This is a genomic window from Fibrella forsythiae (assembly GCF_017353175.1).
In the GTDB taxonomy this organism is placed as follows: domain Bacteria; phylum Bacteroidota; class Bacteroidia; order Cytophagales; family Spirosomataceae; genus Fibrella; species Fibrella forsythiae.
The window spans coordinates 17,926-43,848 of sequence record NZ_JAFMYW010000017.1 but is presented as its reverse complement, the minus strand read 5'-3'; the positions used below and the strand labels follow the sequence as shown (position 1 = coordinate 43,848).

The following is a 25,923-nucleotide window of genomic DNA, read 5'->3' as shown; positions in this document are numbered from 1 at the left end:
GGAAAAGTTGGAAGATCCACTGCTGACCTTGCATAGGTGAGAAATTGGTGCTGATCAGCGAAGGGCAAAACCCGCCCGAACAGGGGTTCAAAAGCCCTGGTTGGGCGGGTCTTGCCCTTCCTCTCCCGGTCCGCTACAGCGGGTAGTTCCGCCGGAGTTGTAGTAACCCTGCCACGGCTCCCGGGTGACATGGACCCGCTAGCCATCAGCTCGCCCCTCAACCCATCAGCGACCTGGTCAAACAGGCTGTAGAGCCTCTTTAAGCGCCTGTCTCCCCTGTTTGCGGGCCGGTCACTACTGAATGGGTGAGGCAGCGGTCAGGCCCTTATGTAACCACCCTGTCATATATCACCGTGGTTAGGCCCTACAATTGTACCCCAGGAATAGTGCGTGGCGGGGTCAGTTCATGGATTTGGCCTAAAGCGAACGAAAAATTTTGGCTTAGTGGGCTTGTAATGAGTGAGTTGACCCATTTTTAGGTAAGAAAAGTAGGCAGATCCACGGCTGACCTGGCTTTTCTGGCAAACCCGCTTGCTGGCGGGGCCGACAAAACGGCGCTTCAAGGGGCTAAAAAGGCCTTGTTTAGCCTCTTTTCAGCCCGTTACTCCCAGCGGGCAGGGCGGCGCTGGGCGGGCAACATCCATTCGATTGTAGTTACTGAGCCACGGGCCGGGGTGACAAGAGGCGGTATAGCTGGCTTTGAGCCGCCCGTCGATGAAGGAAAATGTTGGGAGCAATCGTACACAGATATCGATCACGTTATATCTTGTCCGTGCAACGCACTGCCGATAGTGCCCCTTGTAGAACAAGATCATGATCCGTGTTTTGACCAAACGGCTGCTCTTAATGGCCTGCTTCAGTTTAGCCGCGTCTTTCTACGCGGCCAAAGCCCAATCCTTGCTAACCCAACAGCAGCAGCTACTTGATTATTCTGAACTGAAAGAACTACTCTTGAAGCATGGGCCAACTAGCGAGCGTATACTGGCCATGAAGCAGTTTAAACCAGTTACTGCCAAAGAGGGCTCCGAAAGCAGTATCTACGCCTACAAAAGGGAGGACGACAGGACCCAACTTTTAGTCCGGGTGCGTAAAAGTGACGGGCTGGTCAGCGAAATCGCCTGGTATGAGCAGCCATCAACCCTGGGGAACCTGACCCATGATGCGGTGTATGATGGCTTCGTGCCAGTAGGGGGCAACAGTCGCTATTACAACCGGTTTCAAAAATTGGCCCTTTGGGTTAACTACCAACTGGCTCATGAAGACGGGGCGCTTCCCTTCCCTGCGTGTTGAGAGCTGTAGAGTGATTAATTGCCTTCTCAAAGGCCAGCAGTTGTCGCTTTCAGGAGACGGGTTGTTTCTATCCCGCTTTTGAGCGGTGAATTCATTTCCATAACATACTATTCACTTAGGCAACCAATGGATTTACAGGCTCAACGAAACAAAGAAGTTGTCCGGCGTTTCAACCAAGAAGTGATTGCAGAAGGCAATCTGGATAGCTTTAACGAATTAATGGATGACCAGTTTATCAATCACTCCGCCCCACCAGGCGCTGATAAGGGTCCTGGAGGAATGATCCATACCTTCAACCAGATCCTTCGCCCGGCGCTTGCTGCTATGCGGGTCATCATTCATGATCAAATCGCGGAAGGTGATCTGGTCACTACGCGCAAAACCATCACAGGAACCCACGCAGGAACCTTGATGGGCATCCCTCCAACTGAGCGCTCAGTCAGCATCGACGTGATTGACGTGGTCCGATTGCGTCACGGAAAATACATCGAACACTGGGGTATCAATACCTTACCCCTTGTTTTACAACAGTTGGCCAACCATTGATTGATCCCAATAAATGGATATGTTATAGGTTTAATCCACTTCCGATTTTTCGGTCGGAACGGATGCCGAGTTAGCGGACATCACTAAGAAAAATAACAAGGGACTGGTTTAAACCCTTATCAATCAAGCATTAGAAAAACAATTTACCGCCTTCCTCCACCGTTTTTTTTACTCAACCAATAACTGATCGCATGAAATCAACAATGCTCATGGCTTTGCTTAGCCTACAGTTGGGTTCAGTAATCGCTCAAACGATACCTAAGAATAATCTCTTCTTGGAAGCCGGGGGAAACGGCTTGTTTGCCTCTTTGAATTATGAACGTCAACTAACAAATCTGCCCCAACTATCGCTTCGAGTGGGCGCCGGTTTATATGGCGAAAAAGCGGCCTACTTATCCTTGCCTGTTGGGCTGAACTACCTCATCAAGCTGGCCAACCCTAACGCGTTTATTGATGCGGGCTTTGGCACAACCTGGGCGCAGGCCAAGGGGCGTCTATTTGGCCCCGAAACCAACTCGTCAAGCAACCGTTTTTTTAGTTACGTACCCAGTGTAGGGTATCGTCGCTACACCGCTAGCCAGTATATGTGGCGGGTTAGCTTCACGCCGGTCATTAATCAATATGGATTTATGCCCTGGGCAGGGGTATCGCTAGGTAAAGGATTTTAGAAACGGTCAATCTCAAACCAGGACAACGCCTGACTACACTAGCTACTAGGCAGGCGTTGTCCTTTCTGGCGAGATGTTCTATCAATGCCGTGTGTTGATCTCAACAGGGTAGAGGCTGATACCTAGGGTCTATACGTTAATCGTCTATAGGTTAGCCTGACCGCTTGATCGGATCTTAAAGCGGCCTGGCTCACGATCCGTAACCGGTTGGTGGGCAAAAAGATATAATCCGTTTCCAGGCGTAGCAGCGAGTCGCCTGACCGAACGCAGACGGAGGACGAATCAACATCAATCGGCAAGAAGATATCCTGACCGCCCTGGCTCCCCGCGGGCCGCACCACTAAGGTAAGCAGTTGCCCCGCCAACGGAGTAGAGGCTAAGCCAGGTCTGCGGCCTACCCTGGAAGCCAATGGCAGCAACTGGTTATGCAGGGTATCCACGCGGGAAAAGACAGCCGACTGGGCCTGGCAATACGCGGGCATTGCCGCGCCGGTAGCTAGCAGCGCAAACAGAAACAACGCGCGGTTCATCATACGCTTAAAGGTGAATAACCAGGTTGGCCCGGTTTTGTAGCCTATCATCTCTTGTAGCCTATGCCTTACTACTGGGTAGAGAAAGCCTCACGGGCCAGACAGCCGGGCAAGTACTCGAAAGATAACTAACCCGGTTAACTCGCCCGTCAATCAACCAAAAAAAGAGGGCCGCTCTACTTGGAGCGGCCCTCTACGCCACGCCACCTGGCCACAAACGCTACCTTAAGGCCAAAATAATAATCTATCATGTTTGTTTGTCCAAATGTAAAATCAACTTTACATTTGGACAAACAAACATGATAGATTATGAAGCGCGATTGGTTACTGCCACATTCATTCCGGCTGGTAGGCTGGCTATTACTGGTTCCAGCTCTGCTGCTGGGAATTGTCTGGGTTTACTTTGATGCAGTGGGCAAATCGCTGGCCGATTCGCTGGGAGGCTCGCTGGAAGGCCATCAGACACTAACCTATTTCCTGGACTATTTAGATGAGATCATTAGCGTCGCCGCTATCCTGGGTCTGCTGACGATTGGGTTTGCCCGCGAAAAGGTAGAAGACGAAATGATTCAACAGGTACGCCTGGAGAGTTTGCAGTGGGCCATCTACGTGAACTACGGCTGTTTGCTGATTTCCACCCTCTGCTTCTACGATGTCGCTTTTTTTCGGGTCATGATCTACAACATGTTCACGCCCCTGCTAGTCTTCGTGGGTCGGTATTTATGGGCCTTGCATAAGCTACGGCGCGCGGATGAGCTCAATGCGCAGGGGGGGCTTTTATCGCTATGAGGAACAGGATCAAAGTAGCCCGCGCCGAGCATAATCTATCCCAGGCGGATTTGGCGGAGCGGGTTGGAGTGAGCCGTCAAACCATCAATTCGATAGAAACCGGGCGTTACGTGCCCTCGACTGTGCTGGCCTTGAAAATAGCGCGCGTTTTTACCAAGGCCATGGATGAGTTATTCCAGTTGGAAGAGGGGGATTAGGGGCTAGGCCAGGTGAGGAGTACGTAGTTGACCCAAAACCGGGCCAGTCTTCCCTCAAGTAAGCTGTCGCCACTGGGAAGGGGACCCGTCTCTCAGGTCATCAACAGTGAGACGACCTGGGACCATTTAAAAAAAGAGGGCCACCCCAATGGGATGACTCTCTCCAAACGACACGCAACAAACGCAAATAAAACTAGGCAACAGTCAGTGAATCAGTAGGGGTAGCCGTCGTCTCGGTGCTCTCGCTCCGGTGACGGGTATAGTGGCGAATGGCCGCGCTCAGCGGATAGGTATCCTCGTCGATGCCCCAGCGGGCCAGCGCCCGCTCGGCGGCCTCTTTGAGAAACCGGGTGGTCTCCAGCCGCAGCTCGATCTCCTCGCGCAAACGCTGGCGAAACGAATTGGTCACAAAGGTGTTGAAGGCCACCGCCCTGGCCGGGGTAATACTCTCAATACATCCCGCGCGCATCTGCCACTCGGGGATCTGGATCTCCAGGCTTTCGGTCAGATGCTCATCGGCCATGGCCTGCCCATCAGCGGCCCGGCGCTCGCGCTGAAGCAGCGCGAAGAGATACGCCGAATAGGGATTGAAGGGCTTGCGCTGCTCGCGGCTCACAAACAGGGCCTCGCCTTTGGTAGAGGCCAGGATGATGCGTTTGACCAGGGGCGTAACGGGAAGCGACAGACTACGGCAGGAAGCAGAGGAGGACATGGAAAGCAAGGCTGATTCAAGAGGACATAAAGCTAGGATCTCCCCCGGGGGCTGACAGGTCACCACTCTCACGCTGTGATAGTTCTGACCTGCCTGGCAACGCCCGGAGCAACCGGCTTAGTCCAGCTCGTAGGGCTCGTCGGGATACTCCTCGTCGTCTTCCTCGTCCTCAATGGCGCGGTGGCGATCCTGATAGGTAGCCCGGATCGATTGGCAGCCCTCCAAGATGGCCTGCATGGCGGGGGTTAATTGAGGGACACTTGGTCCAGCGGCAATAACCAGTTGACCCGTAGCGGGCTCAAAGCTGGCGGCAACAAACTCATCATACCCATGCTGGCGGCAGAGCGCCGAGAGGGCCTGGGTGAAAGCGGGGGTTGGGGATACTGAAGGCATAAAAAGAGGCGAGTTAGCTGGTAGACGGGCAGCTGGCAATCGGAGCCAACGGTCACGCTACGAAGCTAAATCACCGCTTTCGTTACATCACAATAACTTGAGGGAACAGCACCTGTCCCAACTACTCAGAAACGTAACATACTGTCCTTAAGACGCTTGCCGTGCCCGCTCCAATTCGCCCGGTAAGCGCTTTGCGTAGGCCCTGGAGAGCCAGAGCGGGCGCTGATTGCACAGGATCAGCTGGGGATTAGTCGTGGTTTGCACCTGCTGGGGATTGATGGCCAAAGACCTGCTGACCCGGGCCATAAAAGGAAAGCGGGCACACATCACCCCCAGCGTGTAGCCATACAGCAGGGGGCGGACCTGACCCTGCACCCAGATGCGGGTATAGTTATCCGCCGCCTCAAAGCGCAGGATCTGCCCCATCGGCACGGGTCTGCCCAGCCCGCGAAAATGCAGACTGGGCAGGGGCGTAGGCAAGCGCCTGGCAGGGGTCATGGAAGGGGGAGCGATAGGACAGACGGATTAGGTAGTGATAGACGCTCAGCCGTAGGTGGCAGTGGCAAGGGTGACATGCGCCGGGTGAGCTCCCGGTTGATCAGCTGTAGCGTGTGATGACAAATAGCCCGCCCCAGGGAAGAGCGCTCCAGGCGGATGGCCCGCTCGTAGTGCCCCCGGCAGTCCAGCAGCGTGGCCAGGGCAGGCCTTTGATCTCCTCAGCTAGGCTCATAGGGGCTTAGCGCTGATTGAACTTATCATACAGGCCCTGGGTAGCTTGCTGGGTAGCCTGGTGTTCGCCTCCCGTGGGGGGCGTCTGCAACAGGGCCGGGCCGGGCGTGGTCAGCTCGGGCTGCATGCCCAGGTGGGCATTCCACCACTTGGCCATGCAGGCAGAGCCATGCTTTTCTACCATCGAGCGGCAGAACACCTTGAGCTCCTCCTGATTGGCGAAGGTGTATTTGCTATGGTCCAGCTCGGGAAACCACACCTTCTTTCTGGCGTTGGTGGAGCGCTCCTGGGGCAGGCGGCCCGTGGCGTTAAGCATTGTGTAAAGACTATTGAGGTGATCCAGCAGGGGGTCGGTGTGGCGCACCCAGCTCAGGGCCTTGTAACCCGTCCGGTAGAGAATCAGAATGCACACCTGATCGGATTTGGGCACCTGCATGAGCTTGCCGGTGGGCAGCTCTTTGAGATTCTCGTAGACGCGGATCTCATCACTCTTCTGAAGATACGGGGCCAGCGGGTTGGTGATCTTTCTGATTAGCAGCTCGGCTTTGTTGGTCAGCTCAAAGCCCTGGCCTTTGCTGTAGCCCTCGATCAGGGAGACCCGGTTGTGGCCGTCCTGGGTCATGTCGATCTCCCAGCGAAAGGAGCTGGCCTGGGGGTCGGATTTGAATTTGACGGGGGAGAAAGCGCGGGGCTGGGGGCGATTGGAGGCGTTTGAAGCGGTCATAAGGCGTTTGTGTTGCGTTGATTTGGCCGGATGAGGCCGGGATTGGAAATTTTTTTTTGGCGTTTTTTTGGGTGGTTAACAGGTTAACCAGGGAGTAACGGGGAGTAATCAATAGAATAACTTCTGTCACATTCGTGTCAGGACAACAGGACTCCTAACCGAATAACTGCGGTTTGGGGGCTGAAAAAAACCGGTTCTGCGACCGGGGCATAGGGGGATTGGTCAAGCGCTAAAGGGGTGATTTTTAGCGGTATAGCGGGTGTAAATCCAGCGGCTGCTTGCAATCAGCATTAGGATTTGGGGAGCGGTATGGTCCTTAGCGGGACGGCGGGGGGCGAGAGCAGGCGGTAGTCATATGGTCAGGTTTGAAAAGGGCTTAGGAGGTCAGGGGGGCAATGATCGGGGCGATGGATTGGGTGAAACAGGTCAGAACTGAATCTTGTGAAAAGCGCTGGGCGTACTCAGGCAATCAGCTCGCGGGGTACGTTCCTGATGCAGGCCAGGTGGCGCAGCACCAGGGCGGGTTCTGTGCCTTCCAGGATGGGCACGCTTCCCAGCTGCTCCTGGACAATCTCGTAGGTCACCAGGGCGTGGGAGATCGTCACCCAGGCCTCGTGGGTCAAGACCACCATGCCGTACTCTTGAGGCACCAGGCGCTCCACGACTAGTAGCAACTTAGGAGGTACATACGTAGGCTGGCGGTCCAGCCAGCGGAGCATGTCCTGATCGATTAAGCGCCTGACGGTAGCCAGGGCCTGGGGGCAGACAAAGTGGGTCTGCCAGCGCTGGGTGTTCTCGATCACCGTGGGCGGGATGGGGGAGACCACGGGGCCAGGAGCAGCGATGTGCTCTTTGATGAAGCTCTTCAGCAGGGAGTGGAAGGTAGCCATCAGCTAGAGGCGACTGGTTGAGTGAAGGAATTCGATGAGCTTGTTTTGCACCAGCAGCTTGTGATAGCGGGCCAGCACGGGCAGTAGGGGCGGTTGCTTGCCCGGCTCCGTCCAGGCGTGGACGTAGCCCAGGTAGAGCTCCGTGTCAGGGTCGTACTTGATCAGGCCCAGTAGCCGGGTGACCGGCTTACCAAAGCCGTCCAGCTGGGGCTCCTGGGTTTGCCTGTGCAGCTCGCAGGTATGCTCATCGGTATGCAGCCAGTGCAATGATTCACTGGCCACGGCTTGGAGGTTGGGGTCCACCGCCTCCACGTAAGGGCAGATCGGGCTAGTCATGAAAGTGCTTGTCCAGAGGGTTGGTAAACGCCTTTCTGATGCGGGGTATGACCAGCGAGGCGACCAGCAGCCCGATGACAGTCAGGGCGATCTCGTTCATATCGTGGGCAGGGGGATCTTGGCCAGCCACAGCACCTGCTCGTAGTGATCGATCAGGGCGTTTAAGGGCACTGAGAGCAGATGGGCATCGTCCTCCTCGCTGCTTCCGATCCAGTGCTCAACGGGCGACAGACCGGGGCCAAACGAGCTGAAGGGGGTCAGATACAAGGCCATCGGCTGGCCCTTCTGCCAGAGCTGGCGCTGGGCGTAGAGATCGCGCAGTCGGTGCAAAATCAGCCGGGTGTCCACATCGCGCGGGGCCTGGGGCCGGTTGGCGGCGCTGGGCCGTATCTGGGGGCTAGGCATGGCGTTGGCGCTTGATGGAGGTGAGCTGATCCCGCATCAGCAGGTCATACAGCGTAGCGCTGGTGGGGGAGCCCGAGAGGCGTTCCTTGAGGCGCACCCGGGCCAGGATCTGGTAGTCCTGGATCTGCTTGAGGCGGAGGCTGGGCCCGCTGGGGCCACTGAGGCCACTGGCTGGGGCGGGGCTGGCGCTTTGGCCGAGCCGTGGTACATTTGTGCGTGTCATGTCAGATACACGTTTTAGTTTGGCCCTGACCCTGTGTTCGAGACAGGTTCGGGGCTTTTTTGTGAAAACTGATAAGCGTACTCGTTACTGATCGTTATCGGAGGAAGACGGTAGCACTCCCTCGCCTTTCAATTGTTCTAGCAATTCGACTGTTCTTGAGGTGGCCAGCAGTCCCCCTCTTTTGTGGACTATGTTGGCCAGTCTGACATAGCCCTCCACTCCTTGGAAGTAGGCATCCTTCTGGGCTAGTAATTCACACACGTCTTTGATGGGTACCTTCTTTGGAAGGAGACCTTTAAGCCGTTCACGCCAGTGAGCGACTGTTAAGACAGCCTCATTTGCCGTTTGCATAGTTGCCATTCTCATAGTTTGCCCAGCAATACGCTGGACGCTACTTTTACATTGTAGGACTTACATTGTAATTTTTATGATGACAAAGGTAATTTAAATAATTACAAAGCTATCATAATGCTTACATATTTTTTATTATGTCAGAATTGAGCTTTGGTAAGCGTCTTGAGCTGAGACGTAAAAACAAAGGGTACACTCAGGGGTATTTAGCTGAGATGCTGGGCAAGAAGCACAGGATGACCATTTCTAGTTGGGAAACTGGAAAGGCTGAACCATCAATGAGCGAGCTACAGCAGCTTGCCACATTGCTAAATACTACAGTAGGCTATTTAGTGGATGGTACGCCTGAGGGAGAGGGTATACCGAAAGGATATAAGTTAGTACAAGAGGAAGAACTGATTAAGTACAACCGTCAACTGATTGATTTACAAGAGCAATTGATATCTTATCAGCAAAAGGAGATTGATAGAAATAAGAGTTGATCCACATCCTGACCAGCGCTTTCGGAATACACTGGTAAGACCACTCCTCTATTCTTTGCTTCGCAATCTTGCTAAGTTTGTCTCTATCTAGCCTTCAGTAAGATGCCTATCATCGATCTAGTACAGACTAGCTTGTACGAATAGGATACACAGTAATTGCCGAATAGCGTATGAATAGCTCATTTACAAACACTTACCAATAGTCAAATGACAGAACAAGACATCAAGCAACAGGTAGCGTACCGAATACGGGAAACGCGGAAAGCAAAGGGGTTAACTCAAAAAGAGCTTGCTACTCTATTAGCGGTAGGGGAGCCCACTGTAAACGGGTACGAAAGCGGTAAGCAAAACTTGACCATTGAAACGTTGCAGAAAATTGCCATAGCTTTAAAAGTTTCGGTCAAAGACTTCCTACAATAGCCTCTTTTTTTGGCTGCAAACTTGCCATATATCAGAAGTTTTCCTATATTTGATACGACAAAAAAGCCCCAACGCTTTCATTCTTGGCGGAACTAGCGAAGGGGCAGGTAATTCACTTAAACCATAAGTTCAAATGAACACGGTGCAAAATTACGCCCAATCTCCGGGCGGTGCAACTCCCCTTGAGCATACCGCTCAAACCATACAGCAACAGTTAGAGATCCTGCAAAACGTGGTGCTGACGCTGGACAATCCGACGTTTCGATCAAAGTACAGTTATGTAGTCATGGCCAGTGAGCAGCAGTTGAACCAGGCACTAACCCGGATGATCGGGGAGTTAGACCCGCTGCTTATAGAAGCATTGATTTAAAGTCGGTAACCTGATATACTGTATAAAGAATCAACTTATTTTGTCGAGAGCCAGTTTTTTGTACAGTATATTATACTATAGGTCATTTACAAATTTCTGAATCCTTAAATCATCTTCTATCTTTATTACCATTAAAATAATAAGTTTCAACAATACGTAGTATTCATACTCATTGACCTTTTCAGAACTTTTATTTGTTCCATGAAGGTATTTATTTCTAAGGTCAAGCCCGTTCGTAAATTCCTTCTTATTTAGATAATAATTAAAGTAATTCAATTCAGGTCTTGCGAAAAGAGTATTTTCAAAAAGAAGAAAGCCATTGTTCACCATCTCATCTATAACCAAACGAATCGATATGTGATAGTACCAATAGCTTATTACTTTGTTTTCATTAAGCTCCCTAATCACGTACATGAATAAATCTTTACTTATTCTAACGTACTTATCATTATCGATATACAAGTAGCCTAAACCAATAATTTTATTAATTGTCGGTAGCTGATACTCTTTAAAAGAATCTAAATAAACGTTTTCAAATGCTAAAAGATCATACAAGTTAGAGTATTTATTTTCAAATGGTTCTACATAATACAACATACTTTGATCTGAGAAAAACCAAAATTTAATATCATTCATAACTTCACCATTTATATATACATATTTCTTAGTATTTAAACTTTTTATCTCGCCAAATCTTAGAGGATTTGAATCAATAGAAATTAAATCGAAATCAATTTGACCTTCATTTACGTAAGTTTGATATTGCTTTAGTAAAGAGTCAATTTCTGGTGAAAGAATACGTATTTTCTCTAAATATGTTGACCGATTTGAAGGAAATTTAATCGTAAAATTATTAAGTCCATAATGATGATTTATAAATTTATTCACGTAAGATTCAATCAGGCTTTCTAACGTATCGCCTGTACTATACAAATAATTAACTAGAACTAGAATTTGTAGGTGAGCAAGATTATTCTTATGTTTAAAGATAATTGAAGCCGAATACTCATTTCTTGACTTAATCGATATTTTCTCGATGACACTAATTTCATTATCCTTACTCAATAACTCAATGATACCGTGTATGTTTGTAAAGCTAAACAGAGTTCTAAATATAGAAACTAAGTCTGAATTATTTTTAAATTCATCAATGCATTCTGTATTATATGATAAAATAGTAGTTTGATTTTTTACCGAAGTAACTAAAATATCTTCCTGATTTTTATTCAAACTGACCTGAAGATCGATTGGTATTGAGTTGTTGTTTTCAAATATTTGATTGTTTAAAAATTGTCGTCTGTTTTTAGCTTTTAACCTTATCTTGGGAGACAGCTTAAAACTGTCTGAATCTTTTGAATACTCAATGATTCTGATATAGTTCAAATTGGCATTTTCTTGTTCAATGTAATTAGAAATTATAAATTCTTTATCAATCAGAGACAAGCAGCTTGGGAAATTATATATAGGCGAACTATGTGTATGCTGTAGTTCTAGTTTTGAAAGTAATAATTCAGTTGCTTTATCGTAATCTAATAAGAAAAGCCTAATCTCTTGACCGAAATACTCCACAAACTGTTTAAGTTCTAATATTATATAAATGTGATAGGGGTAGTTTTTTAATATTTTAAAAAATACTTGTTTGTCTAATTTCTTATATACTTGCAAATAATTTATCAGCTTCCAAAATGACTCAATATATTCATATTCTATATCTTCAATGTATTTCTCGATATTATCATTATTTAATGAAAAACAGAACCTTTTAATTAATTTCCAAGAGTCGTCAATCTTTATTTCAAGTTTTTTTATCGCAGTGCTATCCCATTTCTTTAAATATAAGCCATTATCGAAGTAAAGCTTTATGTTATATAACTCAAGTAAATCATTTATACCTGGTTCTCTTAGTGAATTAAGATTTTCCAATACATATTCAGCGTTTTTCAAGCTATAACCGCTAGCTAAATCTTCTTTAGAATAAAATACAACTCGATCTCTATCTTCGTGGCCCATCACGTAATGGTAATCGTATACAGAATTAATTAATTTTACAGTTGTTAACCTAGGAATACAAGAGTACTACTTAATTTTAAACTCGGTCAGCTCGTTATCCACTTGTAACTCAACTCGTTATTCTTTATTGTAAAGTGCTATTAGTCATTGCCTGTTTTAAGGATAAGCTTTCTTGACGTTACTGAACGCTAGAGGCAATAATCTATTTAGTTTTAATTGCTAAAACTATTCAATCTCCATGTATACTTGAGTGGGTACAACACAGTAGTCAGAAAATGTTCGTGTAATATACACACTACTCTATGGCGGTGAGTAGTTGCATAATAATACAGAATATACATTAATACACATAAAACAGCTTAATGTATAATGTTAAGTTTGATTAACAGGTCTTTAATCCATATCTCCCATAAGTAGCTTGACACTATTGAGGTAACAACCCCACCAATCCACCCGAGTATAATAGGCTTTCTGTTACTATTAACCTTTACTTGACTATGAATTTTCGAGTTATCAATTTTCCCCCCTCTATCAGCTACAATGCTACCACTAATAGTAGAAATGGGTTTACTGTTTCTTTTTTGGCTCATCTTTTGAATTTATTTTTGATCTGGATATACGGCTGCCACGATTGGCAAAATTAGATTCTTTTATATTATAAGTGTCACCTGATTGAATAGGATGCAACTCACTAACAGCTTCATCTCTATCAAACACTTCAATATGTGTAGAATCATATTCTATAAAGTTTTCGTTAGAATAGTCAAACATTTCCCATTCTTGATGACTAAAGACAAGAATTTTATTCTCATTTTTAGTATGCCTACATACCTTCAAGAATAGTTCTTCCTCTGAGTTAACATTAGTTAAATCTACATTTATGTATTCGAAATTATCTGGTACTCTTTTTGCCATTAACTCGATCCATGTGTATATGACTCCAGATTTATCATTTTTTGCCGCATCCTCATACAAATCGAGTATTTTTTTTGATTTGTCTACTACTACTTTGTAAGGGTTTTCATCAAGAAAGTGAAACAAAATTTTTACAATGTAAGGCTTATGGTAAATGACTCCTTTTAATAAACTACAAGACAAAGTATAACAAGACATATTAATGTTGGTTTTTCAAGAATTCAAAGGTATCACTCATTAACTCGTTAGAATAAAAGTCAGTTGGCCATTCGAAGTTGCCTTTTTCTTCAACGTCTAACAGTTTGACCTTTGCACCTAATCCATCTTTCTGAGGATCAATTAAATATATTGCAACATTTTTATTATTAATTACACCTTCCGATATTCGTCTACGTAGACGTTTTAGCAAATACTCACTATGAGTTTCAATTAATAAATATTTATTGTACTTATTACCAGTATCACTTTTTTTGTCTTGTACGATATCAATAAACAAATCTGCAAGATCGGCTTGCATTTTGGGATGGAGATGAATTTCAGGTTGTTCTATTATTGTCAAACTATCCCGACTTGATAAGAACCCTTGCACAATAACTGGTAATACTTGGGATATTCCAAATCCGACATCTGTAATGTCTAGATTCAAAGAATTTTGCTTAACTACTAGCTTGTGAATAATATCTTTTAATTGATCAACATCTATTTGTAAATTAAATTTTGATAGCCAAGAATTAACTTGAATTTTAAGATAATTATTTTCTCGCAAAATTTCTGTTAGTGAGTCTCCATCAAGAGTATCTAAGTATTTATTTATTTTAGCTTTATCAAGAAAATAATACCGTTTAGGGTGCGCTCTTAGCGGACTCACATAGTTTATCTTATCTTCTGAAAAGCTATTTTGAACAGATTTTACAAAAGTTTTCGTAATATTATATATTATTGAAGTAAATGTAAAATTACTAATATCTTTACTACTCCTCTCTTCGTTCGCAATCAAAAATTCAAAAATAGTTTTACTTGGATCTAATCCTTTACCAATCTTATCTATCAGAATATTTGATTTTGCTAAACTACTATCTAAAAACGGGCTCTTAAATTTCACTTTACTACTCTTAACATCATCACTAAATTCAATTGACAAAATAAATTTATTATTAGCTGTTAGAGATATTTCTTTTATTCTTATTGTATTATCTAAGGTGTTTAACAGTGAATATTTAATGTTGAAATTTTGGTTAAGATTTAGCTTAGATATACCTGACAAAAAATCATAAACCATTAAATACTCATCTTTATCATTTTTTAAGGTATTAATTACACCAGGTCCGAACTTCATTTGGTAATAAATGTAATCTATGTCATCATCTTTTATGAATTCGTCTCCAACAACTATTTTACTTAACGAATTAATTAATTCTTCAAAATCTAACCTACTTAATATATTTCCCTTTTTACCACTATCGTATAAAAGCATATGGAGTGAAGAATTTTTCTCACCTTTCTTACCTGACATTCCAAAAGACTTCAGTAAATTATCAATGAAGGAACTCGGCTTATTATATATTTTGTTAAAATAGCTAGCACTGAATAAAATTAAACTACAATAATTTGATAACAATCCAGTGGATAAACGCTCAAATAGATCTTGATTTTGAAAATCGAAGGAAAGAACGAGTGCTTTCTTAGCATCTTTATTCCTTATTAAATTTAATCCTTCGCCTAAACTTATATAACCACCATTCAATTTTAAGGCAGATTTATAAGTTTTATCGGCCTCCGAAGTTTGCTGTAAAAGTAGCAAGAGTTGTAGTATACTACTTTTACCTACGCTATTAGCACCTAAAAGAATAGTTAAAGGCCTTATTTCTATAGAGCCATTATCAAATGCTTTATAATTTTCGAAACTGATCCTTTTCAGCATAAAACGTCACCTGTCTGTGTGGTAAAAATAATTTTGAAACACCTCATACTATCCAATGTATCTTGCTGTTCGAATTAGTTACATAGCTGTTCAAATGCTTAAGATCCAGCGTATATGATGCAAAGAAGCTTAAAAACATAATCAATACTACCTTTACCTGTACAAATACACAGTTATCTATTTAGCGTTAAACTACCTGTTAGCATACGTGCTACTTATGTGGCGTCTTAGCGGGCTAGAGGTTTCATATGTTAATTAGCTTTACTTATAGTGAATCTACCTTGTTATTCCAATACGCTTTATTTAAAGCAATTTCCTCCCTTTACAAGTTTTAAACGGACCCTTTCAGCCTGTCTTAAGTAGTTTCCGCCACGCTATGATGTTCTCATGAGTCTGTGTAACGTATTAAGAACGACCATTTCTAGAATGTTACTTAGATGCAGTAGCAACGATCTGATCCACTAGTTGCGACTTAATAAGCAGCGATTAGGCTTTGGGCAGGGATACCCAGTACCGCATGCAGCCTGCGGGATTTAGCGCCTTTCACCGTCGTTGCGGTTTGTTTCCAAGCCGTTTACCCCCAGTAACTCCTAGCCCAGGGCCACCTCCAAGGAGGCGATGCTGCCAAGGGTAAAGTTATGAGTGCCCGTCAGTCACTGGCTGATCTCGGACTCTTCTTGGCCCAGCAGGTTGGCCAGATCCCGCTGGGTCATTCCCCGCTGATCCAACAGGCGAATCAGCCGCTCGCTTATCGCAAAGGAAAGATCGATGAAGCGCTCAACGGCTGGGTTGGCGGGTAGGTTCTCTAGCAAAAAGCTCATGAGGCAAAGGTCGGGATGAAACGAATAACACAGCCGCCTTACGCTCGGAAGCAATTCATGGAAACTACCGTAGCTTTACTGGCCGCCTGCCCGCTTTTAAGCTGCTTTGGGAGCCCTACGTTCTGACCCGTACCGCTCCTGATCAGCGGCCACTGGCCAGCCTTAGTTATCCATTTTGACCGATGAACGAGATAGACAAACCAGAGATCGCCTACGAACGGGTGCTATTTTTCAGTGACGCTATTGTGGCCATTGCTATCACCCTGCTGGCCCTTGATTTAAAACTGGAGCTGCCCGAGGATCACCATCTGAGTTTCCAGGATCTGCTGCTGCCCTGGAAAAATTACCTAGCCTTCTTTTTGTCCTTCGTCAACATCGCCAGTTTTTGGCGGACCCACCACCAGATGTACACCTACATCAACCGGATGAGCCAGCGTACCTTATCCTATAACATCGGCTGGTTATTCTTTATCGTTACCCTGCCCTTTTCAACTAGCGTATTGAGCACGCATTTTGGGGATTCGGCGGCCATTTTTCTCTATAGCCTCAACATTATGGCCCTATCTATATTTCAAAATTTCATCTGGGATAGCTCCGATATAACCAATGATTTTATCGACGGGACCAAGCTGTCCGCCCCCGGCCGGGGACGCTTCCGAGTGCTGGTTAATTTCGATATGGCCAACGCCTTGCTGTGTCTGCTGCTGAGTTTCTTTTTCCCTAAAGCCGCTTTTTTTCTGCTGTTCTTTAAACTACCCGTTTTCTTTTTTATGACCATCTATCTGGCCCGGCAGCGGCGAAAAGACGCCCGGGAAAACAGGGCCTGATTCCAGGCCCAAGCGATAGTGCCCAGTAAACGGCTAACGAGATAACAACCTAACCGCCTAGCTACTTATGCTCTGTAAGGCAAGCCCCTAGTAAGCCGTGATCAGGCTTTGGGCCGGAATGCCCAGCACCGCGTGCAGCTTGCGGATCATTTCCAGACTCAGCCCCAGGCTTACCGCTGAGAATTTCGGACTGCCGGGCCCGGGTGCCCAGGATCTTGGCCAGTTCGCTCTTTTCCTTGCCCAGCTGCTGAGGGCCGAAAGGTAATGGCCTCAATGGGGCTGGGGGGCAAAATAGGATAGTGTTTGCGCTCATAGTCTTCCACCAGCAGAGCCAGGGCATCCAGCTCATCGTAGAGCGGCGAGTCCTGGGGCAGGTCCAGTTGCATTAGCTCGTAGATGCGCGAGAGGGCCTCCTCGTACTGGTCCTCGGTCTTCATTACGTTCACCATCGCTAACGGTCTTTACGTCAATCGTATCACTACAAGTAACAAGGATAGAACGCTTTTTTGTATGATCGCTTCTTTATTAGGTTACCTGATGCTCGTATTATTGTGGCTACTGACTTGACCAAATAAGCGATGCTCCTTTCTAAAAGCCTCAAATTCATTCTGGCCCTACTTCTTCTACAAAACTTCATTTGCTCGGTAACTGCCCAACCAAGGGCTAAGGCGAATAAACCAGCCCTACAACCCATCAAGGGAAGGTCACCTATGGCTGGGCAACCAGCGAGGCGAGTAGTTCCGCCAGAAGCCCTTAACAGGATTCGTGAGTGTAAAGACAAAAGACTCCCAATGCTTGACCTGAGTTACCTGGAACTCACCTTTATACCACCCCAGGTAGCTGAGTTGGTGTGGCTGGAAAGCCTAACCTTGTACGGTAACAAAATCGAAAAAATAGAACATATAAATGGTCTTAAGCGCTTACTATATTTGGATCTACATGGTAATAAAATAAAGGCAATTGAGAAGATTGATTCGCTTCGGCAGTTGCTCGAATTGGATTTGTCCCAAAACAAGATAACTATTATCCAAGGGTTATCCAATTTTAGTCATTTGTACCATCTAACTTTAAGTCAAAATAAAATTGATAAAATTCAGGGATTAGATAGTTTAATTAGTCTGAAGGCGTTTAATCTTCAATTGGCAAACATTTCTAAACTCGAAGGATTACACAACTTAAAAAATTTAAATAGTCTGGTATTGTCAAATAATAACATAAGTAGTATAGCCAGAATTAGTGCTAATACAAACCTGTTAAACCTCGATCTATCAACTAATTCAATAACTCAGATCGATTCAGTAGCCCACCTAAAAAAGCTACAGAATTTAAATTTATCTGTTAATAAATTAGTAGATATTTCAGCTTTACGCGGGTTGACCAATCTGGAGAGACTTTATTTGTCGAATAATCAAATTACAACAATTGATTCAATCAGCAAGTGGGGTCAATTATCTGAGCTGAAATTGAGGGCTAATCAGTTAGTAAAAATAGCGAATTTTCCCAGTCTAAATAAGCTGGAATTACTCGAACTAGACGGTAACAGAATTGGTAAGCTTGAAGGACTCGATAGCCTAGCTGGATTGAAATACTTTTCTATATCCCGTAATAGTATCTCAAAGATAGAAGGCTTGGCTAAATTGACTCAGTTAACCCATTTAGACCTGGCGGTTAATCAAATCAGCCAATTGGATGGTATAGAAGTCCTGTCCAATCTGCAAGAATTGTCAATATACGAAAATCAACTAGCTACCTTATCGCTGCTATCAAGCCTTAACAAGTTGACGGTACTGGACGCGGCGAAAAATAAGGTCAGTACGCTTCAAGGGCTTACGGCAGGTACCGTTGAAAGAATGAGCAGTATTAATCTATCCTTCAATCCCATTGTAGGCATCGATCATAATGATTTGTACAAAAAGGATGTCATTGTGAACTACCTCAAAGCCCGCTGATACCGCCTCTTTGCAGCAAGTCTATGTTAGCTTGCTCTAGCTGATCGTAATTACCTGCCTTTAGCTTTATACCTCCTGATTTGAAAAAGTCTGCTTCATACATTGTTTCTTTGCTGGTGGCCCTGGCGCTTCTGTTTGCCTGGCAGGTGTATATGGATGTTCCCCTGGTCATTGAGCCGATGGGCGATCAAGGAAACTGCCTGGAAAACAATTCGCTCGGTCAGTGCAGAGCTTACCTGGTTGATAACACGAGCCTGTTTCACCAGGAGAAAAATCTGGCTGCGCTCAAAGCCCACGCCCTGCGCTTGAGCAAGCAGCAGCTAGCGGGAGGCTGGTCACACATTTATTATTTCCGTCGAACGCGGTGGACCAGTGAGAACATGACCAGCGTGTCAAGCAAACCGATGGAAGAGTTGGCCCAGTGGGACAGAACCATTCATCCGCTTTTTCCCGAGATGGGCTCCTCGTTTCTGTGCGTCATTACGGTTGGCCTAATGGCCCAGGCCGGTGAGCAGCTTCGCGTAGACAAAAATTTCAGGTATGGCTAGGGCTACCTTGAATAGCTATAGACCCATCATTAAGCCGACTTTTTTAGGCATGCAGGTGCGTGCGTTGTGACCTAACGAGAATCACCGCGAAGAGACGCTATTCCCCCGGTACCTTTCGCCCTTTTGCTTCTTGACGCCTCCCTGCCTGTCACTGCCGTTTCGTACAGCCTGGCCATATAATTAATCTATTCTATTTATACTTATGGCATTTTACAAACGGTCGTTTATAAAACGCCATAAACCGGTATATTTGACCCGCCAGGCCGTGAAACACCTATTGACCCCTCACGGATCACCCCTAGACCCCTATGCACTACATCTGTTATTACCGGGTCTCCACCAAAGCCCAGGGGCGCTCGGGCCTTGGGCTGGGGGATCAGCAAACCATTGTCAATCGCTACCTGCGGGAGGGAGATCGTATTCTGCTGGAGTTTACCGAAATCGAGTCGGGCCGCAAAAGCGAGCGGCCCAAATTACAGGAGGCCATCCGGGCCTGCCAGCAGGGGGGAGCCAAGCTCCTTATTGCCAAGCTGGACCGGCTGAGCCGCAACGTGGCCTTTGTGATGACGCTGCGCGACTCGGGGGTTGACTTTGTGGCCTGTGATCTGCCCGACGCCAACACGCTGACGGTGGGCATGATGGTCACCTTTGCCCAGTATGAAGCCGAGCGCACCTCGGAGCGCACCCGGGCGGCGCTGGCCCAAAAAAAGGCGCAGGGCTTTGCCCTGGGCAAACCCGGCAACCTGACGCCGGAGGCGATTCAAAAGGGGGAGGCACTCCGGATCCGCAATGCGGCCACTAATAAGGCCAACGTGCAGGCGACGGCCCTGGCCAAGCTCTACCGCAGCAATGGGCTGACCTACGCCCAGATCGCCGATGTGCTTAACCAAACCCACTACCAGACCCGGCGTGGCAAACAGTTTGAGGCGAAAGCCGTATTTCGGCTCCTGCAACGGGCGGCATTAAAGCCCAATGGATAAGTTTGTATCTGGGCATTTGCCTCCAGCTGCGTAGTCTTCCCCTGCTGACGCTCACGCAACGACTATCAGCCGCAGGCAACGGCTGGCTAAAGGATCAGCTGGACCAGGCTGGCATAGCGCTCAAATTTCCCATCGTCCGATATTAGAACAAGCCTTTCGGCCTGGGCCGTGGCCAGCAGCAAGCGGTCGAAGGGATCCCGGTGGTCCTCGTAAAGGGGCAATAGCTGATAGGCATCCAAGTGAGCGGCGGTGATTGGCAACAGCCCAATGGCTAGTCGCTGGGTCAACTCTTCCTGGATCTCTGAGCTGGTACGCTGCGTGTGCAGCTTGCCAAGGCGCGTTTTGATGGCAATCTCAAAGAGCGAAACGCTGCTGACAAAAACCTCGTTGTTTGCGTCCTGAATGAGCGTACGGGCCCGGGGGGAGAGCGAGGGATGCTCCTCCAGTACCCATAAAAGGATATGCGTATCGAGCAGTAGCCGCATTACATGTAATCGGCTAAATCATCCAGGGGCTCATTGAAATCTTCGGCCAGCTCAAAGCTCCCCTTCATGGTCCCCAGTGGCCGCTCACCGGCGATTGGGCTGGCGGACTGGTTAAGGGCAACAGGTGGTTTGATGGCCTTATTGGTTAAGGCCATCTGCTGAATAAAGGCTAATACTGCCCGGGCCGTTTGGTCCCGATCATCGATTTCCAATAGGTAGATCATCGCTCGCGTCAGGCTAAGACCTGGTTGTCCAGCAAAATAACAACTTATGCGCTGAAACGCCAATTCGGCCCTCCAGTAGGACTCGGCCAAGACTCCCTCCTTCCACTTGTAGCAGCTCCTGATGGTTGTTTGCCGGGCTCTGGCAAATGCGCTCGCCCAGGCCTAGAGCCTGCCCTGTTACTGGCCCGGTGCTGCGCTAATGGCGCGGCTTAATCCCCCTTTTTTGGCGACAGCTTATCTATATAAAGCCTTAATTATATAATTATATAATTAAGGCTTTATATAGATAAGCTGTCAGGCTTAGTAGGATCACCACAAGAGCCCAGTCTATCTAGTAGGCTAAGAAGGGGGCAGTGCTCGTCAAGCGCGCCTATCTATGGACGTTGCTTAGCTTCCAGCAGCGGTTAATCGACTGGCCAGTTATGCTGCCTCGTCAATGCTAATTTGATATAAATATATAATTATATAAATAGGTCAATTCAGCGCCGAGCGTAGGGGCATCTACCACTGACAACGGGGCGGCTTTTAACGTATATACTGCCAAAAGCCGCTGATCCGCTGAATGGGCTTGCCGCAGCTGGCCAGATAGGTGCAGGCCAGCTCATCCTCAGTCTGCTGGTTAAGCCGACGGCCCAGCTCCAGGCGCATGGCATCGGTGTTATAATCAGCCCCCGAGAGATAGATCTTCTTGAGCGCCGGGTTTAGCCGCATCTCCTGATCCATTGTATCGCAGAAGGTGTCCAGTACCGGCTGGGTTGCCGACTCACCCAGTCTACGGTAGTACAGGCCTTTGAACGCGGTAATGCCCTTACTGATCAGGCTCTCAATTTCTCGGTGCTCCAGCAAAATCCGCTGCTGCTCGCTCTTCTTTTTGCCCTGACTGGATTTGCCCTGGGCCGAGTTGTTTCTAAGCGCGTTATGCAGGTAAGCCGCCAGGCTGCGGATCCGGTTACCGCGCCCGTGCTCCTCAGTAGCCAGCACCAGCACATCGTGCACCCGCTCGCGGCCGTAGCTGCCAATCAAACTGCCCAGCTCCTCAGGAGCAATCTTCTCAATTTGGTGGGCAAGATTGACAAGTTCCTCATCGGGGGCAATGGATAAGGGTATGACAATTTGGGGGGCCTCCGGCTGCTGGGAAGTGATGGCGGGGGTTTTCCCGTTATCCAGGATCGTAAAGGCGATCTTGTGGACTGGTGAATTAGGGTTATTGGCCCGCTCCCGGATCAGGGTGTAGGTAAACGAGAGGTCGGTCTTGGCCGCCAGCTCTAATTGGGCTTTGTCAAGAACCCGTTTCTTAAAATCACCGAATAGCTTGTAATCACCCTCTTTTACGCCCAGAATGCCCCGCAGCTCGTCGTAGCGGATCACAACCCGGCCCGTCCAGCGCCAGGCCTTCAGGTAGAGATACATCCGGATGGAGTGATTCGACTTGAGCACCCGGGTATTCTCGATCTGGTAGTGGAAGAAATCACCCTCGGCAATCTCGATAAAATAGGGCTTCAGCTTCTCCGACAGCTCGATCTCCACGTAGCGATTGCCCTCAAAGATCTCCACGGAGGCAAAGAAGTTGGCCTTCAGCTCACCCCCCCTTTTTGTCTTAGGTATGTGGATGGTGATGCTGCGCATCTCCTCAATCTCCCGCTTGAGATCGGCCGTGTCGTTGGAAGAAACGTTAATATTTTTAAGGAACTCCCTGATATAGAGCTTATAAAACTTTTCGTCGGGCTGGTTTTTTGCCATCATTGCCACCTCCAGAAACACCTTTTGCTGGTTTCTGGACAGATCGTATTTAGCCATGGCCACGGCGTTCTTTAGTATGACCAGCTGCTCGGATTCAATGGGCCTGTTCTCTCCCTTTTTTGTCATAGCCTTGAAAAATTACTAAAAAGTAGACTGCGGGTATGACAATTCCTAAAAAGTCATAGGTAAGTTCCCCTTTTTGTCTAGGAGACCCCCCCAAATTGTCATAACAACCTCCCTTTTTTGTCTAACCTTCTTCCCCTTTTTGTCATAGACTAAGCTTATTAGCAATTGATAATCAACACGTTAGCTAGTTGCTAAATTATTTAAATTATTCAAAAGCTCTCAAATGAAAATTGAGAGGCCAAAAGTGATAACTAACAAAAAAGAAGTGAGGTAACGCGCTGAAGGCAATCATTCACATAGGTATGACAAATTGGGGAAATAAGGCCTAAATTAAATGAGGCAGAGGCCCCGAGGTATATAATTATATAATTATATAATTACTGATTTATATAGTTATAGAATCCTGCGTATATTCGCTCTCCAACCCAAACCGCTGCCCCAGCCACCATGAAAAAGATACTGATCGCCGGATCCAAGGGCGGCAACTCCAAAACGTCCCTGTCGCTGTGTCTGGCGGCCTGTCTGGCCCAGAGCTACAAGGTGTGTCTGATCGATACGGATCCCCAGGGATCGCTGGTCAGCTTTAAGGATCTGCTGGGGATTGATCTATGCGAGCCCTCGGAACTCAAGAAAAACAGCTACGATGTGGCCCTGATCGATACGGCTCCGTACCTCTCCAACAAGCTGCCCGATCTGCTGAAGCAGGCGGACTACATTTTGCTGCCCTGTCGCCCCAATGTGTTTGATGCCGTAGCCATCAAAACCATCATCTCGCTGCTGCCGCCCCAAAAGCCTTGCGGCATTGTCCTGACCCAGGTGCAGCACCGGGTCAATATTACCGATGTGCTGAGCGTGCTGCAGGGCTATAATGTGCCAATACTTAAGCAAACTATGTCGTATAGGGTCTCTTACGCCCGGGCGGCGCTGCAAAACATCTTCGAGACCGATGATATCAAAGCCCAGAAAGAAATTCTCTCCATTGTTTTAGACGTATTTGCCCAGCTATGAAACATCTTAACGTTAAAGAGCAGCTTCAGGGCCTGATCAGCCAGGCTCCCGCTACCCCGGTCCAGAAAGTAAACCCGGTCAAAACCGAGCGGGCCTATCACCTGAACTGCTGGCTTGATGGCGAGCAGGAAAAAGCGCTAAAGCAATATGCGCTGGACCATGATCTGTCGATAAAAGAAACGGTTCTCACGGCCCTGGAGCTGCTTTATAGCCAGTCGACCAAATAAGAGCATTAAGGTGGCCTTGCGTAGCCAGACAGTAGCCGAAAGGCAATTGTAAGATTATTCTGATAACACTGCTCCTCAACCCTTTGAGGACTAACCTAGCCCAGCAACGAGTGCCTTCTCTTTCGATTGAAGTATAGACCCCAGCGGCATGCCGCTCAAATAGGCGCTCTTGTCTCCGGCGATCGGAGTGCCCCTTGAGTGGCTAATGCTGCTCTTTGATTTTGACTTGCCTGACTCCGCAAACGCATTATCGTAAGGGTTATGAGGCCTGCTTACGCTCTGTTGAGACTGATAGAGCCAAAGCGTCGTATGAAATTGCTCGCCCGCGTATTGACCAACCTAATCGGAGCGAATGATGCTGCCTTTTCCCAGTTGATTATGGCTGGTAGCCTCAAGTAACGCGCTGGGCATCAATTGCTCCTCAAGGGGGGCAGTCGCTGAATGTGGGACTGTAATAATACATTGATAATAAATATATTACAGAATCGATTAGAAATTCTAGGGCCAACCGCTCTACACACTCGTGGAGTTGGGTTAAGTCTGTACCGGCTGAAAATGGGCGAGATAGCACCTGGTTGTCCGGTATGACGAAGTTGCTCCCGCCGATGGGCCAGTTCAGCCTGGCAGGGACCCTGCACGTTGGCTGCCTGAGATAAATTCTGCCAACGGTAAAGAATACTGGAGAAGCCACATCGGGTACACTGCGATTGTCTGTGATAGCCCGTGTAAGGGCTTCTTTTTTGAGCTGATCGTCCTAGTGACGGGGCAAAGCCGCTACTAATTGCTTTTGGGCCATAATGGCCCGGTAAAGCGCTTATACTATCCGCCAAACCTGGACCCCTTAAAAAGCATGCACACGTTAAGCAGACGCATTAGCCAAAATCTGTAAGTTTTAGTGTACCGCTGAATCATACCGCCTTGACAAATAGAGTTTTACTTAGCATTTTAGGAGAAAACTTAAATCTACACCACGTGAAATCGCAAAGCTTTATCCCCTCGCTGCCTTTACGGCCTTACGTAGAAGAGTATACCTTCCTACAATCAGCGATAGATTCTCCATTTACACAGAGCCTGCCACCTGGGGGACGGTCTGGGATATTGTTTAACTTAGGTAGTGAATGTCAAATAGGATTTTCCGAGTCGGTCACTGTGCCTGCTATCGCCCTTGGTGGACAGATAACAAAAACAATGCATCTAACGCATCAAGTTGGCTGCCAACTCCTGTTGATAACGTTCCGTACGAACGGGATATACCACTTGTTTGGCGTACCAATGAGTGAATTTGTCAACCAATTGGTTGATGTCAACTTAATTTTTCCGCCATTACTTCGACAGCAATGGCAAACGATGCTTGATCAGCTTAGGGCCATAGATTCGATTCAAGACCGTATTGTTGTGGTCGAAAAGCAGTTACTAGCGTATGTGAATCGGACACCGATTAGTCACAACAATTGGGTAAAGGAAGCGAGTATCTGGCTAGCCCAACCTGGCAATGGACGGATTCAGAAACTATCAACCGAAATTCGCGTTAGTCCCCGGCAGCTAAGTCGGGAATTCAGTCGGCAAGTTGGCATCAGCCCCAAAAGTTTTGTACAGGTTATGCGCTTTCGAAACATATTTAGAGCGATCAATACCCAACAAACTTGCTCCTGGCTGGATTTGGTCCACCTTGGTGGTTGGTATGATCAATCGCACTTTTGCAACGATATATATGAGATGACGGGCTTGACCCCTTCTGCTTTTTTTGCCCAACACGCTGCGACGGCCGGTTTGTTAATTAACAATTATGACATCATCAACTAGAGAGCCATCGTCATTGGCTGCTGAGAAAGCGATCTCGCGCTGAGCGGGACAGAACAAGCGTAACGCAACAAGCCGGCTCACCTTCAGGTAAGCCGGCTTGCTGTTAATCTACCTCACTGCTTTACTTAAGCCAGTACCTTCAAGATTATAAGTACCTAACGCAGCTTCGTTTACTAGAACTCGCAGTTTTGCCCGTAGCCAAAGACATAGCTGTTCCGAGCACGGTGTTAACGCTGGCAAGCACTATAAGGCCTCTGTCAATGGCTTATGATCCAGTGATTTGC

General features: G+C 47.2%; 32 protein-coding genes. 15 read left to right on the top strand and 17 right to left on the bottom strand.

Annotated elements, in window-relative coordinates:
- Positions 1 to 593: 593 nt before the first annotated feature.
- Positions 594 to 815, bottom strand: a complete 222-nt coding sequence (locus J2I46_RS30820; RefSeq protein WP_207332959.1) for a hypothetical protein — start codon at positions 813 to 815, stop codon at positions 594 to 596.
- On the opposite strand from J2I46_RS30820, the gene J2I46_RS30815 reads away from it, so the two are divergent.
- The 3 genes from J2I46_RS30815 (at position 814) to J2I46_RS30805 (ending at position 2,504) form a co-directional block, all read left to right on the top strand.
- Positions 814 to 1,290 (top strand): hypothetical protein, encoded by a 477-nt coding sequence (locus J2I46_RS30815; RefSeq protein WP_207332958.1) that lies wholly within the window; start codon positions 814 to 816, stop codon positions 1,288 to 1,290. The two genes, J2I46_RS30820 and J2I46_RS30815, sit on opposite strands and share 2 nt — an antisense overlap.
- 126 nt (positions 1,291 to 1,416) lie before the next feature.
- Positions 1,417 to 1,836: an ester cyclase gene (locus J2I46_RS30810; RefSeq protein ID WP_207332957.1), complete on the top strand. Its 420-nt coding sequence runs from the start codon at positions 1,417 to 1,419 to the stop codon at positions 1,834 to 1,836.
- 191 nt (positions 1,837 to 2,027) lie between these two features.
- Positions 2,028 to 2,504: a hypothetical protein gene (locus tag J2I46_RS30805; RefSeq protein WP_207332956.1), complete on the top strand. Its 477-nt coding sequence runs from the start codon at positions 2,028 to 2,030 to the stop codon at positions 2,502 to 2,504.
- A 122-nt stretch (positions 2,505 to 2,626) separates the two neighbouring features.
- Here the strand turns inward: J2I46_RS30805 and J2I46_RS30800 are convergent, their stop codons facing one another.
- Complete coding sequence (locus J2I46_RS30800) at positions 2,627 to 3,037, bottom strand: hypothetical protein (protein ID WP_207332955.1); 411 nt, start codon at positions 3,035 to 3,037, stop codon at positions 2,627 to 2,629.
- Positions 3,038 to 3,343: 306 nt separating this feature from the next.
- Here J2I46_RS30800 and J2I46_RS30795 point away from each other — a divergent pair, with 306 nt between their 5' ends.
- Together J2I46_RS30795 and J2I46_RS30790 are read left to right on the top strand one after the other, a co-directional pair.
- Positions 3,344 to 3,823 carry a hypothetical protein gene (locus tag J2I46_RS30795; RefSeq protein WP_207332954.1) on the top strand — a complete coding sequence of 160 codons (480 nt, stop codon included), beginning with the start codon at positions 3,344 to 3,346 and terminating at the stop codon, positions 3,821 to 3,823.
- Entirely contained in the window at positions 3,820 to 4,020 is a 201-nt protein-coding gene (locus J2I46_RS30790; RefSeq protein WP_207332953.1) for a helix-turn-helix transcriptional regulator, read from the top strand. The genes J2I46_RS30795 and J2I46_RS30790 overlap by 4 nt, the downstream gene beginning before the upstream one ends.
- Positions 4,021 to 4,213: 193 nt before the next feature.
- On the opposite strand, the gene J2I46_RS30785 is transcribed toward J2I46_RS30790, so the two are convergent.
- The 8 genes from J2I46_RS30785 to J2I46_RS30750 all read right to left on the bottom strand — a co-directional run bounded on the left by J2I46_RS30785 (position 4,214) and on the right by J2I46_RS30750 (position 8,432).
- Positions 4,214 to 4,732, bottom strand: a complete 519-nt coding sequence (locus J2I46_RS30785; protein WP_207332952.1) for a hypothetical protein — start codon at positions 4,730 to 4,732, stop codon at positions 4,214 to 4,216.
- Positions 4,733 to 4,849: 117 nt separating this feature from the next.
- Positions 4,850 to 5,125, bottom strand: coding sequence for a hypothetical protein (locus J2I46_RS30780; protein WP_207332951.1), 276 nt, complete (start codon positions 5,123 to 5,125; stop codon positions 4,850 to 4,852).
- A 147-nt stretch (positions 5,126 to 5,272) separates the two neighbouring features.
- Positions 5,273 to 5,551, bottom strand: coding sequence for a LytTR family transcriptional regulator DNA-binding domain-containing protein (locus J2I46_RS30775; protein ID WP_207332950.1), 279 nt, complete (start codon positions 5,549 to 5,551; stop codon positions 5,273 to 5,275).
- Between the two features lie 310 nt (positions 5,552 to 5,861).
- A complete protein-coding gene (locus tag J2I46_RS30770) occupies positions 5,862 to 6,578 on the bottom strand; it encodes a hypothetical protein (protein ID WP_207332949.1) in 717 nt (238 codons plus the stop codon).
- 461 nt (positions 6,579 to 7,039) lie between these two features.
- Positions 7,040 to 7,468: a hypothetical protein gene (locus J2I46_RS30765; RefSeq protein ID WP_207332948.1), complete on the bottom strand. Its 429-nt coding sequence runs from the start codon at positions 7,466 to 7,468 to the stop codon at positions 7,040 to 7,042.
- A 3-nt stretch (positions 7,469 to 7,471) separates the two neighbouring features.
- Positions 7,472 to 7,750, bottom strand: a complete 279-nt coding sequence (locus tag J2I46_RS30760) for a hypothetical protein (RefSeq protein WP_207332947.1) — start codon at positions 7,748 to 7,750, stop codon at positions 7,472 to 7,474.
- 150 nt (positions 7,751 to 7,900) lie between these two features.
- Positions 7,901 to 8,209, bottom strand: a complete 309-nt coding sequence (locus tag J2I46_RS30755) for a hypothetical protein (RefSeq protein ID WP_207332946.1) — start codon at positions 8,207 to 8,209, stop codon at positions 7,901 to 7,903.
- Positions 8,202 to 8,432 carry a hypothetical protein gene (locus J2I46_RS30750; RefSeq protein ID WP_207332945.1) on the bottom strand — a complete coding sequence of 77 codons (231 nt, stop codon included), beginning with the start codon at positions 8,430 to 8,432 and terminating at the stop codon, positions 8,202 to 8,204. Before J2I46_RS30750 ends, J2I46_RS30755 begins: the two co-directional genes overlap by 8 nt.
- Positions 8,433 to 8,920: 488 nt before the next feature.
- On the opposite strand from J2I46_RS30750, the gene J2I46_RS30745 reads away from it, so the two are divergent.
- The 3 genes from J2I46_RS30745 (at position 8,921) to J2I46_RS30735 (ending at position 10,055) form a co-directional block, all read left to right on the top strand.
- Positions 8,921 to 9,265 (top strand): helix-turn-helix domain-containing protein, encoded by a 345-nt coding sequence (locus J2I46_RS30745; RefSeq protein WP_207332944.1) that lies wholly within the window; start codon positions 8,921 to 8,923, stop codon positions 9,263 to 9,265.
- A 207-nt stretch (positions 9,266 to 9,472) separates the two neighbouring features.
- Positions 9,473 to 9,685: a helix-turn-helix domain-containing protein gene (locus tag J2I46_RS30740; RefSeq protein WP_207332943.1), complete on the top strand. Its 213-nt coding sequence runs from the start codon at positions 9,473 to 9,475 to the stop codon at positions 9,683 to 9,685.
- 133 nt (positions 9,686 to 9,818) lie between these two features.
- The gene (locus J2I46_RS30735) at positions 9,819 to 10,055 is read left to right on the top strand and encodes a hypothetical protein (RefSeq protein WP_207332942.1); all 237 of its coding nucleotides are present in this window, start codon (positions 9,819 to 9,821) and stop codon (positions 10,053 to 10,055) included.
- Positions 10,056 to 10,130: 75 nt separating this feature from the next.
- Here J2I46_RS30735 and J2I46_RS30730 read toward each other — a convergent pair whose 3' ends face one another.
- The 4 genes from J2I46_RS30730 to J2I46_RS30715 form a co-directional block, all read right to left on the bottom strand.
- Positions 10,131 to 12,065, bottom strand: a complete 1,935-nt coding sequence (locus tag J2I46_RS30730; RefSeq protein WP_207332941.1) for a hypothetical protein — start codon at positions 12,063 to 12,065, stop codon at positions 10,131 to 10,133.
- Between the two features lie 567 nt (positions 12,066 to 12,632).
- The gene (locus J2I46_RS30725) at positions 12,633 to 13,178 is read right to left on the bottom strand and encodes a hypothetical protein (RefSeq protein ID WP_207332940.1); all 546 of its coding nucleotides are present in this window, start codon (positions 13,176 to 13,178) and stop codon (positions 12,633 to 12,635) included.
- Between the two features lies 1 nt (position 13,179).
- Entirely contained in the window at positions 13,180 to 14,901 is a 1,722-nt protein-coding gene (locus J2I46_RS30720; protein WP_207332939.1) for an AAA family ATPase, read from the bottom strand.
- A gap of 653 nt (positions 14,902 to 15,554) precedes the next feature.
- Positions 15,555 to 15,722, bottom strand: coding sequence for a helix-turn-helix domain-containing protein (locus J2I46_RS30715; protein ID WP_207332938.1), 168 nt, complete (start codon positions 15,720 to 15,722; stop codon positions 15,555 to 15,557).
- A 182-nt stretch (positions 15,723 to 15,904) separates the two neighbouring features.
- Here J2I46_RS30715 and J2I46_RS30710 point away from each other — a divergent pair, with 182 nt between their 5' ends.
- The 4 genes from J2I46_RS30710 (at position 15,905) to J2I46_RS30695 (ending at position 20,026) form a co-directional block, all read left to right on the top strand.
- Entirely contained in the window at positions 15,905 to 16,549 is a 645-nt protein-coding gene (locus J2I46_RS30710; RefSeq protein WP_207332937.1) for a TMEM175 family protein, read from the top strand.
- 578 nt (positions 16,550 to 17,127) lie between these two features.
- On the top strand, positions 17,128 to 18,498 hold the full coding sequence (locus J2I46_RS30705) for a leucine-rich repeat domain-containing protein (protein ID WP_207332936.1): 1,371 nt from the start codon (positions 17,128 to 17,130) through the stop codon (positions 18,496 to 18,498).
- An 80-nt stretch (positions 18,499 to 18,578) separates the two neighbouring features.
- The gene (locus J2I46_RS30700) at positions 18,579 to 19,046 is read left to right on the top strand and encodes a hypothetical protein (RefSeq protein ID WP_207332935.1); all 468 of its coding nucleotides are present in this window, start codon (positions 18,579 to 18,581) and stop codon (positions 19,044 to 19,046) included.
- 308 nt (positions 19,047 to 19,354) lie between these two features.
- On the top strand, positions 19,355 to 20,026 hold the full coding sequence (locus J2I46_RS30695) for a recombinase family protein (RefSeq protein WP_207332934.1): 672 nt from the start codon (positions 19,355 to 19,357) through the stop codon (positions 20,024 to 20,026).
- Between the two features lie 86 nt (positions 20,027 to 20,112).
- Here J2I46_RS30695 and J2I46_RS30690 read toward each other — a convergent pair whose 3' ends face one another.
- The 3 genes from J2I46_RS30690 to J2I46_RS30680 all read right to left on the bottom strand — a co-directional run bounded on the left by J2I46_RS30690 (position 20,113) and on the right by J2I46_RS30680 (position 22,601).
- Positions 20,113 to 20,511, bottom strand: coding sequence for a type II toxin-antitoxin system VapC family toxin (locus J2I46_RS30690; RefSeq protein ID WP_207332933.1), 399 nt, complete (start codon positions 20,509 to 20,511; stop codon positions 20,113 to 20,115).
- Entirely contained in the window at positions 20,511 to 20,735 is a 225-nt protein-coding gene (locus tag J2I46_RS30685; RefSeq protein WP_207332932.1) for a hypothetical protein, read from the bottom strand. The genes J2I46_RS30690 and J2I46_RS30685 overlap by 1 nt, the downstream gene beginning before the upstream one ends.
- A 525-nt stretch (positions 20,736 to 21,260) precedes the next feature.
- Positions 21,261 to 22,601 carry a replication initiation protein gene (locus J2I46_RS30680; protein ID WP_207332931.1) on the bottom strand — a complete coding sequence of 447 codons (1,341 nt, stop codon included), beginning with the start codon at positions 22,599 to 22,601 and terminating at the stop codon, positions 21,261 to 21,263.
- Between the two features lie 447 nt (positions 22,602 to 23,048).
- On the opposite strand from J2I46_RS30680, the gene J2I46_RS30675 reads away from it, so the two are divergent.
- From J2I46_RS30675 to J2I46_RS33410, 3 genes are all read left to right on the top strand, one after another.
- Entirely contained in the window at positions 23,049 to 23,609 is a 561-nt protein-coding gene (locus J2I46_RS30675; RefSeq protein WP_207332930.1) for a nucleotide-binding protein, read from the top strand.
- A complete protein-coding gene (locus J2I46_RS30670) occupies positions 23,606 to 23,836 on the top strand; it encodes a hypothetical protein (protein ID WP_207332929.1) in 231 nt (76 codons plus the stop codon). The genes J2I46_RS30675 and J2I46_RS30670 overlap by 4 nt, the downstream gene beginning before the upstream one ends.
- Positions 23,837 to 24,808: 972 nt before the next feature.
- Positions 24,809 to 25,639, top strand: coding sequence for a helix-turn-helix domain-containing protein (locus tag J2I46_RS33410; protein WP_207332928.1), 831 nt, complete (start codon positions 24,809 to 24,811; stop codon positions 25,637 to 25,639).
- Positions 25,640 to 25,923 lie beyond the last annotated feature (284 nt).